Raw genomic sequence first — 16,911 nt, 5'->3', positions numbered from 1 at the left:
GTGAGGCGTTGAAGTGATCAAATACTCCGGAATCGGTGATCAAATGCCTAACGGAATTAGTGATCAAGTCCTCCGGAATACGCATGAATCTAAAAATCTCATTCCAATAGATATACACAAGATATCCCAAAAACTAAAAAGTAACCCAGAAATAATATTTGGACGTCTTCATTATTATTTAGCAGAGAAATACAAATATAAAAATTCAGATGGTAGCTTAGTAACACTCTTTGTAACATTTACGCAAAAAGAAAAACATTGTGTTCACTACAGTTATTTGTCTTCAGTACTTGCAGAATTAAAGAATGAAAGATTTATTTTTCTTACCAATACAACTATAGCATCTATCTCAGCGTTCATTGCTGCAATTTCAGCGTTTATTTCAAGTATTAATAATCGGCTAAGAACGAATATTCCTTTCTTGACCACCTCAAAGTGCTATAACAGAAAAATTAATGGTGAAATTATTATTTTATATCTTTAGCTTGCAGTAAATCCATTGATAACATGTTTGAAAAGACGAAGGTCTTCCATTGGAATATTACCATCATCAATGAAAATTGCTGAGGGATTTCGGTTCTGTCTCTGAACTTCTTCTCGAGGGCGGTCACTTCTTCGAAGTTCTAAAATAAAACCTGTTTGATGATGACCCTCCTCAAATGTGGAACCATAATCTATACAGCCAATGATGACGATGTGAACAAGTGTAGTCTTATTTGTAATTCTTTGAAGTTCTTCATTACTAACAGTCGTTGAAATATATTGGGATGTTGTTTGACCCGGAAAAACAACATGCCCGAGAAAATCATTTGGTTTACTTCTAGCTTCTTCCAATATTTGCTCTTGAATTTTCCTAGGATCAAAATTTGCGTCAATCCCAATAGCTGGTACAACTGCTTTAAAATGAACCCACGTATTTATGGCAGGTGAATGTCCGATATTGGTTAGATTAAACATCAAGTTAATATTCATCCCATTAATATCATATTCAAGTGGGCCACCAATTAGAACATTTGCTGGTATCCAAGGCCGGTGAGAAGCAAAAAATCCTTTTTGAGCCACTTCTGCTTGGTTCCGTGCAGCATCAGCAGTTTCTTTAGCAGCTAGTGCTGTAATTTTAGTATCGTCAAGGCTGTCTCGAATAAGCCTTAATTGCCACCAAAATAATCCAATTTGACCACAACCAAGGAAAAATGTTACTCCGACCATCCACCAATCAGTTTTATTTTTTTTATTATCCTCATTCTTTGCATCAATTTGATAATTCGTTAAAGATTGATTTGCAATTTTAATTGCTGATTCAATCAGTATGGGATAATTAATTATTGAAGATATTTTTTTTTGCTCCGCAGAATAACCAGTCATTATAAAGATAAAGTTACATATTAAAATTAATATCATCTTATTCATATACATCTCGATTTAGTTATTCATTTCAAAAATCATGCAAATTAAGTGCCCAGTCTTTTTATAACGATTTTTAAGTTTGACTTAGAGGAAAAACTAACGGGGCCAGCAAGTAGCCCTAGAATATCAATGGGTATGAGGGGACATTGGTGGGGTTTCACAGATAAAAAAAAATAATTTATAATCTTTTTATTACGAAAGTATGAGCTTTTAACATCTATTTTATAAGTTTTTGAGCAAGTATTTCATGAAATCCTGTTGGACCTTCTTCATACACAAAACCTGTAGCACTTGGTCTAAATAAAGTTTGTAGAATTAGTTGACGCTCATCATCTTTAGGGCCACTTCCTTCTCGCAAAAGAGCCAAGTATGTTTGAATCATCGTTACACGTTCGGAGCTATCCGTCCATAAATGTAGATTAGAGATGAATATTTTTGCTGAAAGGCGAGTTAACCAGACTCCAAAAGAGGATATTGCAAGCATAAAACCAAGTTTCCAAAGCGGGACTTGAGCAATTGTTTCTTGTAACAATTCATAAGCAGCCCAAACAAATCCACCACCTGTTAGACACGCAAGAGCAAGTGTTCCAATCCCAACCCATATCATTATATTTTTATGACTATCCTTTTTACCTGTCCAATAGTTTACTGAGGATTGTAGTGCTAATTTGTTATCATAAGTATGCGCAATATCATTAAGCTTTTCTTCAGACTCTTGAATTTTGGACTTGAAATCTGCTTCTTGTTTTTCCAACTGTCCATTAGTTTTCACCACCAACTCTTCATACTGAGATTTCAAAAGCTCTATTTGCTGACTGATTTCGTCATTATTGTTCTTGGCCTCACCATATTGGTAGGAAAATTTTGCTTCCCAGTCTCTTTTGGTTAACTCAAGACTTTTCTGAATAGCTGCAACGGTTTTCGTGTTACCATGCATGTATTGGATAGCCCAATAACAACCTTCTAATGAAGTACTTGAATTGAAAGTAATTTTAGCTTTCATAAGAAATGCCAAACAATAGCCTGCTACTTGAACATCATGGGTATCTTTACATTGATTAACAAATCGTCCATCAGGACTATCATATAAAATGTAATTTTGAGTTATTGCGGTTTTTGTTTTGTTGTTTAGCTGATTTTTAAGATTCGCAATTTGATCTTCATTATCCTTTACTCGATTGTAACCTCCAATAAATTCACTAAGGGCGTTCCAAAAATTATTATAGACATTCGCTATCGGACCCAAGTTATTATCTTTTTGTACGGCCGCACTTAACCATGACCAAGCTTGATTTTCACTTTGGTTGAATTTTTGAAGTTCTTCTGGACTATGAAAATCTATTTCTCTATCCGCGAATTTTAATGATAAAAATACAGCACTTTTTTCTTTTTTGTCCATTTATAAGAGTACTTAATAATTGCTCATAGCATTTACAAACAAAATATCCATAAGCTAGCTACTTTCAAGATCTTGGATAATGGCATGCCCCCCATTATAAATCCAGACCCATGACGCATGTGAGGACAATATTGGTGTTGAAATTATATTGAATATCAATGGGGTCAGATCTTGCCTTTTGCCTTTGATCTGTAGAAATAAGCATGATGTGATATAGAGGCAAAAGGCAAGATCTGACCCTAATGGTTATGACTACATCCTAAAAGATGTTACTTTCAGTTACTCGATTCTTTAGGTTTTTATTAATCAATGAGTTATGGCGGAACGATTTATGAAGCCTTTATTTATGAATATATAGCTTATTTATGTTCGAGATTAATAAGTTTTTGCTCTTTAATTGCCCAGTGCGCAATATTACTCCAACAATTAAATTAATACCAGAGTTCTCTATATCAAAGGATAACCAGATATTGATTAACTTCAAATAATAAACTTGGATTCCACTAAACGATTTAGGAAACAGCAAGTAGCCCGGCTGCTTGCAGCCGGGGAAACAGTCTATCAATCCCAATGAAACACCGGATATGGGGTCTGGATATGGGGTCAGATCTTTTCTTTTGCCTTTGATCTGTAGAAATAGGCATGATGTGATATAGAGGCAAAAGGCAAGATCTGACCCTAATGGTTTTAATAAATTGAAGAATTAAATTGGTATCATTTTTAGTTGCAAATCTAATTTTAAGGTCACTCATCCCTACTTCCTTTTCACGCTATTTTATTAAATTCATTTTTTGTATTACACATTGCTATAGATGCTGATTCCACGTATTTTTCGAGACTTGACATCGACCTGGATTCTTAAGACATCCTTTAATATACAAAAGAGGTCGTCTTCGGTACTGACAAGGGTTTCCTGTAAGTTTTACATTTATTTGGCCTAGTGTGTACGTCGGAGCTGTTTTGCGACAACTTTGTTCTCTTTTCACTAAAATAGTTGGAACTATTAAGCATAATTGCAGCACTTTAAAGCAAAAAACTATCTTTCGTAAATTTTTAAGTTTGGTTGCTCTAAACTGAAAGATTCATATCATTAACAATGACTGCTTTATAGGCTTTTAAGTTTATTTGTAATGTGAAATACTGTCACAAAACAGCTCCGACTTACACACTAGGCCATATGCCCAATAGCCAGACCTTGATTATGCGTACAGGTTTTGCACCGGTCAGGACTGGGCAATACATATGGTATTGTGAAAAAGTAATGAAAAATCTAAAAGTATCAGAAATAAAACTTCCAATACTTATGCAATTATGCAAAAATTTCGTGCATTTAGATGTGACCGAGAATTAATATGCCAACCTGGAATAAAGCATTGCGCCACCGTATTCAACAAACGACCCTGTCATCAGATTTGTTAGAGAAGGTAGCTTTGTTGGCAGCCTCAATAGCCATTGACCAACCCTATAGCACGACATTACCCCTTGATCTAGGTAAAAAATCGTTACTAAGTGTTTTATGTAAAAGTTTACCGGAAAAGGAAGCCACCGCCTTGGTATCTCTAATCCAGAGTATACCTTCTGACTGGTATCAATACTTAACAAAACGAGAAGCCGCGGAATTATATGATATTTTTTTCATGCTGATTTTAGCAGAGAAATACCGAATATTTTTAAAAAAAATTATTCCCGAAATAATAGTTGATGAAAAAAAGCTCGAATCTTTAGTTAATATTTTGGAAAAATGGAATTCTCCACTTTCAAATCTTGTCGCGGGTCTTCTTATCGAAGGTCGTTTTCCAGGCGTTATCAAAGCAAAGGAAAATATACAAACATACTGGGAAAAACGCACGCATGATGCTATCACTTTTTATTGTAAAGCCGCAGCCAACCAATTCTGTAAACCCATAGTTGATTGTATTTTGTGGGAGATAAAAACAACCACAACAATTTCATCGGTACAAATACGCTTAAGCCAATATAATTTAATACCTTCTCCGGTCGATGCCCCTGCCTGGAGTTCTTTCAAAGCGCTAAGATTTGCGTTCCCGTCTATAGGCAGTACACTGTTCTTCAAACCAGAGTCGATATCAGAACAAAATATTACCGAAGAAGCAACTCCGATCAATCAACAGTCTTCGAGTACCTGAAATTAATCGTGATAAAGAGAGCTCAATGACAAATAACTTTCGGTTTGCATTCAAATAACTTGATAAAGCACAACTGCAGCTGATACGTCAATGGGGTCAGATCTTGCCGTTTTGCTTTTCACTACCTCGTACAAAGTTGATTTTTCCAAACCGATGCTCCGGTTACAAATATAAATTTTGGCACTACAACTCCTTTTTGAGCTAAAAAAGCGCATCATATTAGTGATAAAAAAAATTACAATCGGCCATGGTTAACAGGGCAAAAAAACTCATCCCTGAGCCCAAGGAGCAAAACGTTATAATGCATGGGATGTAAATCAACGAAACGCCTGTTTAAGTCAGAAAATTAAACCTATGATTTTGTCTGTTTTTTTGATTTTAAGTCATTAAAAAAATATACTGAATTGTGACGATTCGCATTCAATTTAGAACGATACAGGTCTATTGCAGTACAAATGAACGGGATAGCGTTCCTCACCGATAGGATTGGGTTCATCTTAAGTTACATTTCATAAGGACAATAACAATGTTAAGAAACTGCAATTTGATTTTTTTTATGAGAATACTTTCGTTTTTGATCTCCATGTTAATAATGACAACCGCTTCCGCAGGCAAGCCCTTGTGGACTTTTGAACCACTCACAGCCACAACGATTGCAGTGCCTGCCAATGGCACCGCCACGGTACAATATCGAATCACCAATCAATCAAAAAAAATACATACTTTAAGCATGCGTCCTATTCGAGGTATTACACAAATCACCTCGGGACTCAATGTGTGCGGCAATACTTTTGTACTCAGAAATAAAAACTCTTGTGTTCTGTCTTTACGGATAAACGGTAGCCAATTAAGCAGTTCCATTACCGGGGGGCCAGTGGTTTGTCAAAAATCGAACCAAAATCAATGCTATAGGCCAGGTAGAGCCGATATCCTGCGTATCACTCAGGCTCCGCCAATAACAGATGCTGTGATTGCATTGACCGGTTCTCCTTTAACATTAACCGCAAACGGATCAGCAGGACAACTCACAATTACTAACTTAACTCTTGAGGTGGCAGCAACGAATGTTACCTCCAGTTTCACCGGAACGGCATTGGATGGACAAGTCACAGAAACAGGAAATACCTGTGCAATCGTACCGCCTGGGGGCAGTTGTACTCTGACGTACACTCCAGGCAATACGGTGGTGCCTCAAACGAATTTCACCATCCAGGGCACCAATACGAATGCACTAACCGCAGCCATTGCCATTCAATCAGGCAGTACGCTTACAGGTATTAATATCATTTCAGGCCCAACATCCGGGGGAACAGGCTTTATCTTAACAGGAACAGGGTTAACAGGTACTACAGGCATCAACTTTGGCGGTGTACCAGCAACAAGTGTTCAAGTAGTCAATTCAACAACAGTAACAGGTGTCACACCAGCTCATGCCGCAGGGGCGGTAGATATTGTCATTAACACTCCAGCAGGAGGCGCTACACTGGTCAATGGCTTTACTTATGTAGCGACCACCGTAGGCCAACCTGCTTTTGGAGGCGTGATTGCTTGTTTAAACGGTGGATTGAATAATTTGATCGCAGCTGCTGATGATAACAGCTTGGGGATTGATTGGGGGACTGCTAACCTGCTTGTTGGTGCCGGGGCTCAAAGCAACGTCGATGGTGCAAGCAATACAACGGCTATTATTGCAGTCGTTGGTAATAATGGCGGCGTACCTTACGCAGCACAACTGTGTGATAATTATGAAGTAGACTCACAAGGCAATACCCCATGTCAGGCAGGAAATACCTGTTATAACGATTGGTTCCTGCCGGCAGGAAATAATTTAACTGCGACAGGTCAGCTCAACTGCCTGTACACTAACAGTGCGGCTATAAGCGGTCAACCTGCGTTCTACTGGAGCTCTACAGAGTCCACTGCAAACAACGCCTATGTACAGAGCTTTATCAATGGCTTTCAGGGCACCGTCATCAAGGCCAGCAACTACTTGGTGCGCTGCGTCCGGTCATTTACCCCCTAAAACTACCTCTTGCTTTTTAAATGAGGCAGCAAAGCTGCCTCATAATGTCATTGACAAAAATTAAATCATCTAGCTTTGAATACACAACAAGTAGCCCGGCTGCTTGCAGCCGAGGAAAACAGTCTATCAATCCCAATGAAATAATAGACCATTTGCAGAAGCGTGGTTTAGGATTTTTACGTCCTTTTTTCTCACCCCAATAGGCAGTCAATAATGTACATATTCGTGATTTAGTGTCTTGCCCTAATCTACCAATACCTAAATAGACTGTTGTTCCACTCAATCAACCCATGAAGTGTTTTTAATAGTACGATATCGCAGAGATTATTCACTCTGTGCCACCTGTTTTTTCACAGCAACTTGATTAGACAGGCAATCTGACCACCTGTATTACGACTTCGTCTAATACAGGCTACCTATACTGATATGTATGGCGATATGTCTTTTATTTATGATGACGGCTGCTTTGAAAACAAGAATAATCTTCTTTTGTCACACGCCCTTCCGTTAAAAAACCTTTATTCAATGCAGCAATGTCGTCTGTTTTTTAGTAGCCTCTTACCTGAATTACGACTATTACTCGTCACGCTACACAAAGGACAGATGAGGCTCTTTTATCCAGAGCCCTGCTACGTAAAGAAGCCCTGAATCTAATTAGCAAAATTCAAAAAAAATACAATAGCTAACCTACTTACCAAAATCATGTTGCAACGTGCTGATAAATTATCCCAATATTGAGTAGCTTCATTAATTGCTTAGCTCCGTTCAAATATGCGCTTGTTATAACCATGATATAATTCCAGGCTTGACAATTTAGCCTATGAATTTGCAATGATTGTTCTTCGTAAACCATCTCTCCAGGATGAGACCGCTTTTATTCCTCTAATGAAAAAAAGCCGCAATGTTCAATTTCCTGTTATAACCGCCCCCAAAACTATCGAAAAATTTCGACTTTACCGGAGATAAATAAAATGCGTATGATCACAACCTCCCGGTTAATATTAAGACCCTGGCATGAACAGGATAGCAAGCCATTTTTTGCAATAAATCAGGATGCAAAGGTACTGGAATTTTTAGCCGGAAGCATGTCTGGAGAGCAAGTTGATGAATTTATGCAACATCAAAATGCCCAGTTAGAAACCCGTCATTACATGTTATGGGCCGTTGAATTACAAAATACGGGTGAACTCATTGGTTTTATAGGTCTTAATTATTTTGACAAACCAGCCCATTTCTCACCCGCTGTCGAAATTGGTTGGCGTTTAGGCTCGCAATACTGGGGATATGGATATGCAACAGAGGGTGCTTTAGCTTGCCTTGATTATGGTTTTAAACAACTTAAACTCAACGAAATAGTTGCATTCACCGTACCAGATAACCTACGTTCAAGAAAAGTTATGGAAAAAATTGGCATGATGCATGATATTAATGGCTCTTTTGCCCATCCTAAATTGCCACTAAATCACCGACTATCGAGTCACGTCCTCTATCGTATAAAAAGAGAACACTAATTTCATTTGCATTCATCAAATACTAAAAAAAACAGCAAAGTTCAAGAATCTAAGCCTTGCTCTTTGCTGTTTTGGCAAGAGTCCATACTGTCTTTAAATGCAGGATTCACTTTTTTAACATGCTTTTCTCTTCCTGACAGCCTTCAAAATTTGGTGTTGTCGAAGACTGACTAAAAAACGAAACAGAACTAGAGGATGCAGATGCTACGCTCCCTGAAGAAGATGTAGATTGCACCATTGCGGAGACTGTAGTTCGGGACATGAATTGAGACAGAATCTTCTCAAGAAAAGACAGGGGTTGACCCACGCTGGCTGCACCTAAAACAGTTAAACCTGTCACAGTCTGTAAATAAATAGCACTGACTATTCTTTCCTTTGGCAAACAATAGAGAAGAAATTTAAGGGATTTGTATGAAGATACAGCATAGTGCAATGGAGTATGGTTATCCTCGCCTGGTGAACAGATAGCGTCCCACCTTTTTGCTACCGGCACACAGTCCATCAGCAATTGCAATGAGTCAAGATTACATGCAGCCTTATGAAACACAGTATTGCCAGACTTTTTTTTAATCATCACTGCGTCCGCTCTTGATGTCTCGGGTAAATAGTCCAGAAGCAATTTGAGCGATGCAGGGTTTTTTGCGGCTTTGTAGAGTACTGTTGTTCCCCGCACATTTCTTGCCAGCACGGCGTTGCCTCTATTTTTCTTAGGCAAACTGTCAAGAAGCAATTTCAGGGATGCGGGGTTATTAGCGGCTTTGTGCAATACTGTATTTCCGTATTTGTCAGGGGCCATAATGGCTTTAACTTTTTCAGGTAGCGAGAGGCAGTCAAAAAGCAAGTTTAGCGTTTCGCAATTAGGTGCAGCTCTATGCAGTAAGTTCTCGTTGAGATTATTTGAGATCATCACGACCTGAGCTCTTTCTGCTTTAGTAAGGTAATTGAGCAATTGGGGCAGATTTTTAATGCCCGGTTTTATGGAGTGGTGAAGTAGTGTATTGCCACGATCATCCTTAGCCATCAATAAATCAGCCCTTTCGGTATCGGACAAGCACTCTCGAATTACGCCCAATGATTCGGAGTTGTTTCTGGCCAAGTAGACTACCGTGTGACCATGATTATTTGGTGTCCCTATGGCACCAATCATTTTTGTAGCGAGCAGGCAGTTAAGAAGTAACTTTAGAGATTCAGGATAGTTCGCAGCGTTATGCAACGGAGTAGTTTTACCAAGATTACCAGCCGTTACACATTCAACTCGTTGTTCCCCGCTTACACCATCCAAAAGCAGTTTAATACATTCGGGCTTGATACTAGCGAAATGCAGCAGGGTATTTCCGTACATGTCACGAACTCTAAGTGCCTCAATCCTTTGCTCCACTGACAGACAACTTAGAAGAAGTTGCAATACTTTAGTCGAATTTAGAGCCTCATACGGTATGACCACTTTACCAGCGTGATCCATCATCAATTTGGCTATTTCAGATTCAGATAGATAAGCCAGAAGCAGTGCAGTAAGTTAAGGGATGATGTAATCATCTGCCCCGCCCAAATTTACTGCTATAACAGTACTATATGATTAATTTATGGTGTTCCATGTCCAAACACGAGATTGCTCATTTAGCTCATTATTACCGTAGCACAGTGGCTTATCGCAACGGGAATTAGCTCAGTTAGCGGGTGTCGGCTAGACGGTGATTTATGATATCGAAAAAGGGAAAGAATCGGTGCGGTTAAACACATTGCTCAAAGTGTTCGATGTTTTAAATATCAAAATAAAATTTGAACCACCGTTTCCTCAAACAACGGATAATAATACATGAGAAAAGCAAACGGTGTCAGCAATTAAATTTTTTTGATTGACTCACCTTAGGCATCCAGCATTTCGCTTTGTTTTATATGGGAAGACAATTTATTTTTTCATTTTTTTCTTCATGATCTCATCGAATAGCGCTTTTTTATCCTCAGATAATTCATTACGGCGCATGAGGCTTATTTGTTCCGGTGTTCCTTGAATGCAATTGGGAGTTAAACGGTCTGTAATTAAAACACCATTGAGATGGTCTATCTCGTGTTGTAATACTCTGGCGTAAAATCCAGTTTCGGTTTTTTGATACTCCTGACCCTGCTCATCAACATAGGAAACGTTGATACTCTGGTATCGAGGTACCTTCCCTGCTTTGGAGGATACGGAATAACACCCTTCATAGTCTGCTGTTTTACCTTTTGATTCAACAGGTTCATAACTTGGGTTTATCATCACATGCACAGGATAGGTGGCCTCAATATTATCTCGCAATAATCGGGCTTCTTCTGGAATATAAACGACAATGATTTGCTTTGCTTGATTGACCTGCGGTGCCGCCAGCCCTACCCCGCCTAATTCAACCACTTTTGTTTTCATCGCAGCAATAAGCTTCTTATCAGATGGTTGTAATGGAAATGTTACCTTTTCAGCCTTGCGGGTTAATACTTCGGAATATTCAGGCTGCTCTACGGTTACAATCGCAATATCCATGGCAAACACTCCTCCTGTGATTAGCTGTGCGCATATATAGATTGGTGCAAGCAGTTTTATCGTCACTTGGCAGGCTCCATTCTTTAACTTGAATGGTGATAATAGTGCCATTTTTTGCATGTAAAGACGAATGATTTTTATTTATTTGTTCTAAAAAGCAGTTTAGCCTAACCCCTGTATTAACTTGAGGTAGATTATAATTTAAGGTTATTCTTAGGCAGTTGGCAGCATACAAAAAGCGCCCGGATTAAAGCCGTCTTTTTAAAAGCGAACTGATAACTTAATAACCGAGATGATCGTTATGTTTAAACTAATTACTGAATACTTCAATAAAAAACCCTTATTGCAGCAAGAAAAGAACGATCATTTTGAGCAGGTGATCAACGGCAGCTACAAGGCACAAGATACTGAAATAGGGATTGAGCTTTGCATCAATGGGCAGGCACTATTGGGAAATAAAGTTCGTGTAGAAAAAAAGATGCTCGTTAATGGCCAGTTAACTGCTCATCATTCTGCATTCCTCTCCGATGTCACAGTAAATGGTGCTTCATCACTTAATCATACTCAAATTCATGGGGAAGCGAAATTTAGGGGAAGCCTTGAAGCCGCATCAACCACATTTTCAAACACAACTGAAATTCTATCGGCCTGCGCTGAATTGGAAAACAGTACAGCACAGGGCATAATATTCAAAAAAATACCCATTAAAAACACTGTGCAGCGCCTAAGCCTCAAAAAAAACACAGAAGTACATGGAGATATTCTTTTTGAAGGCGGTCATGGCGAAGTATTATGCGACCCAACAGCAAAAATTCATGGCCAAATTATTGGCGGAATGCGGATTGATATGCTTCATGGATGAATGAAATCATGACAGTAAATACGCATTTGGGGGCATTACCTGAACACGTGTCACCGCAATTCTCCAGACTCCAGGGCAAACGCATCTAAATTATGAACATAAATCTCCACCCTTTTGCCTACGTCCTGTGCTTTATGCGCAGGATCCATGCGATCTTAGTGCAGGCAAAGATCTGGATTCTGCGCATAAAGCGCAGAACGCAGGCATCTTGGTCTTAGATAATACGTTTAGATGCGTTTACCCTGCCCAGACTCGATTATTTTAATCCTATATAAATAGCGACTTGATTAAAACCGCTGTACAACTCAAAATCGCTAATGAAATTACGCTGAAACTCTGCATGAGTTGCAAAAAATTCCCATATTTTTTTCCAGGTATCAACAACTGCAGCAGGTATAGGCCCTGAGCCCTGAAAAACAAGATAAGAACCCTCTTGCACAGTAACCGTACTCAACCCAGCAGCGGGATGGAACGATTTAACCCCTGCAGTAACCTGATAAAAACCACTGGCATCAGAATCATAATGTGAATAAACACCATAAACACAAGTATTGGAGCCCAGATCACTGGCATAAAATTGCTGCCATAGATTGGGTAACTGTGCTGTGTTTGTATTAAACTCATCTTTATTCTGCGTTTTAACGCTAAAACCAGTCACGTCAAAGCGCTCTACCTGTTTCACGACTGGTGAACTTACCATTGGGTTGCTCCTTGTGCACGACCAAAACAAACATACTCGACTAAAACCACATTAATCCAGTTTTTCACTTGGACTCTCCCAAACAAACAGCCCGTAATCTATGACCATCTGGGTCAAGAGCTACGAAAGTATAGCCATAAGGCAACTGTGTTGGTGGAACAATAATCGTCATTTTTTTTGCCGCCCAAAGAGCAAATAACGCATCTACTCGTTCATAACTATCCAAAGTAAACGCCAATTCGCCATGACCACTATATTCTTGAACTGGCGGTACAACAGAATGTTTTGCTTTTAAAGCAAAACTCATCCCGTTTGACAAAGTGAAGCTATGAAATGTCGGTGATGTTTCATCAGGAGTAATGCCAAGCAATTGGCAATAAAATTTGCTGGTCACTGCAAGATCATTCACATACAACACAATCACATCAGGTTCGAGTATCATATTTTTTCCTATAAATTAATTGATTGAACGAACCCAGTTTACTACTAGAGACTGACAGTTTTTGTCAGCAGTGAACAGGCGTTTATTGCTCTGGAATGTTATTCATTTTGCGCCATTGTTTAAGTAACGTTCTACGACGCTTGGGGTAACGAGTATTTAATGGAACTAATGTAGCAACTCTATCTGTCCTGAAATGACGAAAATCAGCTCTAAGCTCACACCAGGCAACGACAACATGTACCTCTTCAAAAAAACCAAGAGCTAAAGGCCAGATAATGCGTTCTGATTCATCACCTTTGAAATCAATATAGTTCATTTGCAACCGTTGCTCATGCCGAATTGCATGGCGAATTAACGCTTCCTTGTCATCATCACGTTCTATTAGCGTTTTAGCAGGCCCAATTAATAATCCTGAAAACTCAAGTTGTTGTCCGAGATCTTCAGGAAGAACAGCCGCTATTTTAGCCAGAACATTCCTTGCAGCAAGACCTAATTTTTTATCGGTTCTTTGAGCGACCCAACGTGATCCAAGGACTAATGCTTCAATTTCTTCTTCAGAAAACATTAAAGGAGGTAACATAAAGCCCGGACGCAGGACATAACCAACGCCCGCTTCGCCTTCAATTGAGGCGCCCTGAGCCTGCAAAGTGGCTATATCTCGATAAAGAGTCCTAAGACTGACACCCAGCTCTACAGCCAGGTGTATTCCACTAACCGGATAGCGATATCGCCTGAGTATTTGAATCAGTTGAAGAAGACGTTCTGCTCTGGACAAACAATAAATCCTTAAATCAGTTAATACTGACATATTTTGGCAGCATTAATCGTCAATATCTACAGGTTGTTCCAAATTTTGATTGGTAAGAAAAATCCTCTTCTGCCTCAAAGTTAATCTTAAAAAGGGAAAGCGACTACTTTATTTCGTCCCTTATTTTTGGCTTTATATAATGCCGCATCGGCATTATTAATGATTTGCTCTTTATCTGTTTGCGGAGTAAATGATGCAATGCCAATAGAAATTGTAAAAGAAATCAGAGTACCGTTTATGTCTATTCTAAGCGTTTCAATGTCTTGCCTGAGTTGCTCCGCTTTTTTTACAATATTCTCTTGAGACAGGTTTTTAAGCAGAATAATAAACTCCTCACCACCCCATCTGCCGATAATGTCGCTTTCACGAAAAAAATGCCGCATTTTATCAGAAAGGCAACAAAGAGCCTTATCTCCTGCCCAATGACCGTAACGGTCATTAATCAATTTAAAATGATCGATGTCCAGAATCATAATTCCAAAAACATCATCTGTGCGCCTGCAAGTAAGGATTGCTTGCTCTACCTGCTCTTCAAAATACCTTCTGTTATACAATCCGGTTAAAGGATCTCTAATGGATTCAAAGCGTAAAATGTCTTGCAGTTTAATGTTTGCTAAAACTAGAGCAATTTGTTCGCAATATAACAAAATAAACTCTATTTCTTCGTCATCGGCACGCTTCTCAAATTCGACATAAACCAAACCAAGTACCTCATTTTTAGCGAGTAAAGGAATGCAAATATAAGAGACAGGTCTTTTCGTGCAACGCACATGGCTGCAATTTAAATCCTCTTCGGTATTTGCCACAAAATAAGGTTGCGTTTGCGTCAAGGCTAAACATTCGGGCGAGGTAATGGTCTTTAATTCGATGACAGGATGGTTCCAAACTGCCTCAACCTCAGCGGAACGTTTTTTTGAATGAAACAGATAAAAAACACCCGCAGTTTGTGGAAATAACTTTTTTGCATAGACTGAGATGGTTTCTTTAGTCTGCTCTATGGTCATAGAGGAGTGCAATATATTAGTAAATTCTTTTAACAACAACAATTGATTACTTTTTTCCTTCAAATTCTCTACCAAAATTTGCAACTTGTTGCGATCTTCTTTAATTTGCTGTTCGTGTTCTAATCTTTTAGTGATATTAGACGCAATATGACATGCCCCTATTAACTCCCCTTTTATATTATAAATGGGACTGTATCTGATTTCGTATTGCCGATTAGGATGATTTATATCCAGAAAGGGCTCAATAACAGTAAATGGTTTTCCAGAAAATGCGTTTTTCCACAATTCTATTGCCCTTTTTTTATTCTCTTCTGGCATGAAGGAATAGAGAATGTTGATGTTCATCCCTGGTTTTAAATCGAAATGAAAAATACGAAACAGCTCACTGCGATAACTTTGATTAAGCGCCATCAAATTAAAATTCAAATCAACAGCCGCTATTAATTCAGAAGAACCCTCTATAATTCCATTCAAACGCTCCAGGGCATCGCCAGCAATAATTTGCAATTTTTTTATTGAAAAAAAAGAGGCCATCAAAAATCCCGATAATGCTGCAAGGATAAAGCCGACAATTAAAATAAGTGAGGGAATAAGGGGGGAAAGTATTTGCTGATAAAGTGCTGAGGAGGGTGCGATAATCACCTCCCATGGTTGGCCATATACAGAAAAATGAGCACTTTCACTCCACTCATGATTAAAAGACGAATGATTATGGGTGCTGTGATTGTTAGTAAAAAGAATACCTGTCTTATCTTTTACCGTGATACTAAAATCATTTTTTCCTAACCTGTTGAACAAATCGTGAAATAATATTGCCGTATCAATGACACCAACCATAAGCCCATAGAATTGTTCTTGTTCGTATAAAGGACTAAAAAAAATCACCCCTTTTCCGCCCTGGATCAGATCCAATGCAGGACTTAATCTTAATTTTCTGGTTTGTAAACTCGCATCTATTTCAGTCCGCCTGCGCGCATCTTTATACAAATCATATCCAATTACTTTATCGTTGTGCTCATCGCGCGGCACTATCCATTGAATAATAAACCGTGAATCCACCCGTTCAATTGCGATATAACCCGCTTGATCTTTTACGTAATGGTATGCGTCCTTCTCCCACTCTTCTCTGGTCATCGCTCTATTATTGAGCCAACGATAGGATATGCGCTCAAACGCAGCGGCTCGCTCTCGCAAAGACAGCTGTATGTAATTACTCATATTATTTGATGCTTGCTGCAACATTAGCGTCAAATTATTTTCCTGATTATTTCTTATGGATTGCCATCCCAAATAAGAAATATTAAGAAATACAAAAGGCAATAAAAAGGTAATCAAAGTTGAGCAATGAACTGCCTCCTGCCTTCTTAAATAGAGGAGTTGAGCCACACTGAGCGCCATAAAACAAATGGCTGTACCAAGAGCCATTTTGGTTAGTTGCCCAATCCCATAACTGGTTACCAAATTGGTAAAATAGCCAATTAAAGAGAGAATGCTCAAACTGATAATCAGGTAATTAATGACCACAATAACGGGTGTTGGATTAAAAATTACTGAATGCACCTTTTGTGTCAAGATTAAAGAAATAGCAAATAAAACAAAACTAAAAGCCGTATTGGGAGCCATCCGTCCGGGAAAAGGAGAGTTGGCTCGTACAAAGGCCCTTACAAAGAGTTCATCGAGAAAGGAATGGGCATTAAAAACATATGCCAAAAGAGTCACTGTAGATATAAATAATAAGGGAAGAATAAAAAATACAGCCTTCTGGGATTGATTATGATTTAATGCCCATAATGAAAAACTGCAAAAAATAAAACAAAGGGCGGTATTAAAATACATCGGTGTAAACGTCGAAGAAGGCTGAACGAACAAAGGGAAACGTTTGTACCATCCAATCATGACTAATGTGCTGATTAAAACAACAAACAGACACAAAATATCGATATAAATCCGCCTTTTAGGTAAACTCATAGAATCTCGGTTTTTTACCATAGAGTATAGATGAATTTTAAAAATTATACGGTAATATCTCTGCAATTATTTAAATAAGCACTGAATAACATCATAAATTATGCAAAAAATCTCAATTAAACACT

Annotated in this window: 13 protein-coding genes and 1 pseudogene; 6 read left to right on the top strand and 8 right to left on the bottom strand. The window is 38.6% G+C overall.

Annotated features, from left to right (window positions below):
- The first annotated feature begins 43 nt into the window (after positions 1-43).
- Positions 44-484 (top strand): hypothetical protein, encoded by a 441-nt coding sequence (locus Lwor_RS08680; RefSeq protein WP_147279867.1) that lies wholly within the window; start codon positions 44-46, stop codon positions 482-484.
- Here Lwor_RS08680 and Lwor_RS08675 read toward each other — a convergent pair.
- Both Lwor_RS08675 and Lwor_RS08670 read right to left on the bottom strand, forming a co-directional pair.
- On the bottom strand, positions 481-1,410 hold the full coding sequence (locus Lwor_RS08675) for a hypothetical protein (protein WP_058493491.1): 930 nt from the start codon (positions 1,408-1,410) through the stop codon (positions 481-483). The genes Lwor_RS08680 and Lwor_RS08675 overlap by 4 nt on opposite strands.
- 214 nt (positions 1,411-1,624) lie before the next feature.
- A complete protein-coding gene (locus Lwor_RS08670; protein WP_058493490.1) occupies positions 1,625-2,806 on the bottom strand; it encodes a DUF6161 domain-containing protein in 1,182 nt (393 codons plus the stop codon).
- A gap of 1,352 nt (positions 2,807-4,158) precedes the next feature.
- Here Lwor_RS08670 and Lwor_RS08660 point away from each other — a divergent pair.
- From Lwor_RS08660 to Lwor_RS08650, 3 genes are all read left to right on the top strand, one after another.
- A complete protein-coding gene (locus tag Lwor_RS08660) occupies positions 4,159-4,953 on the top strand; it encodes a hypothetical protein (RefSeq protein WP_058493488.1) in 795 nt (264 codons plus the stop codon).
- A 592-nt stretch (positions 4,954-5,545) separates the two neighbouring features.
- Entirely contained in the window at positions 5,546-6,976 is a 1,431-nt protein-coding gene (locus Lwor_RS08655) for an IPT/TIG domain-containing protein (RefSeq protein ID WP_238584642.1), read from the top strand.
- Between the two features lie 971 nt (positions 6,977-7,947).
- Positions 7,948-8,487, top strand: coding sequence for a GNAT family N-acetyltransferase (locus Lwor_RS08650; RefSeq protein ID WP_058493487.1), 540 nt, complete (start codon positions 7,948-7,950; stop codon positions 8,485-8,487).
- 106 nt (positions 8,488-8,593) lie between these two features.
- On the opposite strand, the gene Lwor_RS08645 is transcribed toward Lwor_RS08650, so the two are convergent.
- Positions 8,594-9,952 carry an ankyrin repeat domain-containing protein gene (locus Lwor_RS08645; RefSeq protein WP_083501600.1) on the bottom strand — a complete coding sequence of 453 codons (1,359 nt, stop codon included), beginning with the start codon at positions 9,950-9,952 and terminating at the stop codon, positions 8,594-8,596.
- Positions 9,953-10,080: 128 nt separating this feature from the next.
- Between Lwor_RS08645 and Lwor_RS14255 the strand changes: the two are divergent.
- Positions 10,081-10,307: pseudogene (locus Lwor_RS14255) on the top strand (helix-turn-helix transcriptional regulator).
- Between the two features lie 89 nt (positions 10,308-10,396).
- On the opposite strand, the gene def reads toward Lwor_RS14255, so the two are convergent.
- Positions 10,397-11,002 carry a peptide deformylase gene (gene def, locus Lwor_RS08640; protein ID WP_058493499.1) on the bottom strand — a complete coding sequence of 202 codons (606 nt, stop codon included), beginning with the start codon at positions 11,000-11,002 and terminating at the stop codon, positions 10,397-10,399.
- A 301-nt stretch (positions 11,003-11,303) separates the two neighbouring features.
- Here def and Lwor_RS08635 point away from each other — a divergent pair, with 301 nt between their 5' ends.
- Positions 11,304-11,864 (top strand): hypothetical protein, encoded by a 561-nt coding sequence (locus Lwor_RS08635; protein WP_058493485.1) that lies wholly within the window; start codon positions 11,304-11,306, stop codon positions 11,862-11,864.
- A gap of 256 nt (positions 11,865-12,120) precedes the next feature.
- Here the strand turns inward: Lwor_RS08635 and Lwor_RS08630 are convergent, their stop codons facing one another.
- From Lwor_RS08630 to Lwor_RS08615, 4 genes are all read right to left on the bottom strand, one after another.
- Positions 12,121-12,564 (bottom strand): GyrI-like domain-containing protein, encoded by a 444-nt coding sequence (locus Lwor_RS08630; RefSeq protein ID WP_058493484.1) that lies wholly within the window; start codon positions 12,562-12,564, stop codon positions 12,121-12,123.
- A 64-nt stretch (positions 12,565-12,628) separates the two neighbouring features.
- Positions 12,629-13,006 (bottom strand): VOC family protein, encoded by a 378-nt coding sequence (locus Lwor_RS08625; RefSeq protein WP_058493483.1) that lies wholly within the window; start codon positions 13,004-13,006, stop codon positions 12,629-12,631.
- Positions 13,007-13,088: 82 nt separating this feature from the next.
- Positions 13,089-13,781 carry a helix-turn-helix transcriptional regulator gene (locus Lwor_RS08620; RefSeq protein ID WP_058493482.1) on the bottom strand — a complete coding sequence of 231 codons (693 nt, stop codon included), beginning with the start codon at positions 13,779-13,781 and terminating at the stop codon, positions 13,089-13,091.
- A gap of 119 nt (positions 13,782-13,900) precedes the next feature.
- Positions 13,901-16,786 carry a diguanylate cyclase gene (locus Lwor_RS08615; protein ID WP_058493481.1) on the bottom strand — a complete coding sequence of 962 codons (2,886 nt, stop codon included), beginning with the start codon at positions 16,784-16,786 and terminating at the stop codon, positions 13,901-13,903.
- Positions 16,787-16,911: the final 125 nt, after the last annotated feature.

Origin of the sequence: Legionella worsleiensis (assembly GCF_001467535.1) — a bacterium.
Taxonomy (GTDB): Bacteria; Pseudomonadota; Gammaproteobacteria; order Legionellales; family Legionellaceae; genus Legionella; species Legionella worsleiensis.
This window is presented reverse-complemented; position numbering and strand designations above follow the sequence as displayed.

Coding starts and splice junctions, on each gene's coding strand:
- Lwor_RS08680 (WP_147279867.1), top strand. CDS start 44: ATGCCTAACGGAATTAGTGATCAAGTCCTCCGGAATACGCATGAATCT.
- Lwor_RS08675 (WP_058493491.1), bottom strand. CDS start 1,410: ATGAATAAGATGATATTAATTTTAATATGTAACTTTATCTTTATAATG.
- Lwor_RS08670 (WP_058493490.1), bottom strand. CDS start 2,806: ATGGACAAAAAAGAAAAAAGTGCTGTATTTTTATCATTAAAATTCGCG.
- Lwor_RS08660 (WP_058493488.1), top strand. CDS start 4,159: ATGCCAACCTGGAATAAAGCATTGCGCCACCGTATTCAACAAACGACC.
- Lwor_RS08655 (WP_238584642.1), top strand. CDS start 5,546: ATGACAACCGCTTCCGCAGGCAAGCCCTTGTGGACTTTTGAACCACTC.
- Lwor_RS08650 (WP_058493487.1), top strand. CDS start 7,948: ATGCGTATGATCACAACCTCCCGGTTAATATTAAGACCCTGGCATGAA.
- Lwor_RS08645 (WP_083501600.1), bottom strand. CDS start 9,952: ATGATGGATCACGCTGGTAAAGTGGTCATACCGTATGAGGCTCTAAAT.
- def (WP_058493499.1), bottom strand. CDS start 11,002: ATGGATATTGCGATTGTAACCGTAGAGCAGCCTGAATATTCCGAAGTA.
- Lwor_RS08635 (WP_058493485.1), top strand. CDS start 11,304: ATGTTTAAACTAATTACTGAATACTTCAATAAAAAACCCTTATTGCAG.
- Lwor_RS08630 (WP_058493484.1), bottom strand. CDS start 12,564: ATGGTAAGTTCACCAGTCGTGAAACAGGTAGAGCGCTTTGACGTGACT.
- Lwor_RS08625 (WP_058493483.1), bottom strand. CDS start 13,006: ATGATACTCGAACCTGATGTGATTGTGTTGTATGTGAATGATCTTGCA.
- Lwor_RS08615 (WP_058493481.1), bottom strand. CDS start 16,786: ATGAGTTTACCTAAAAGGCGGATTTATATCGATATTTTGTGTCTGTTT.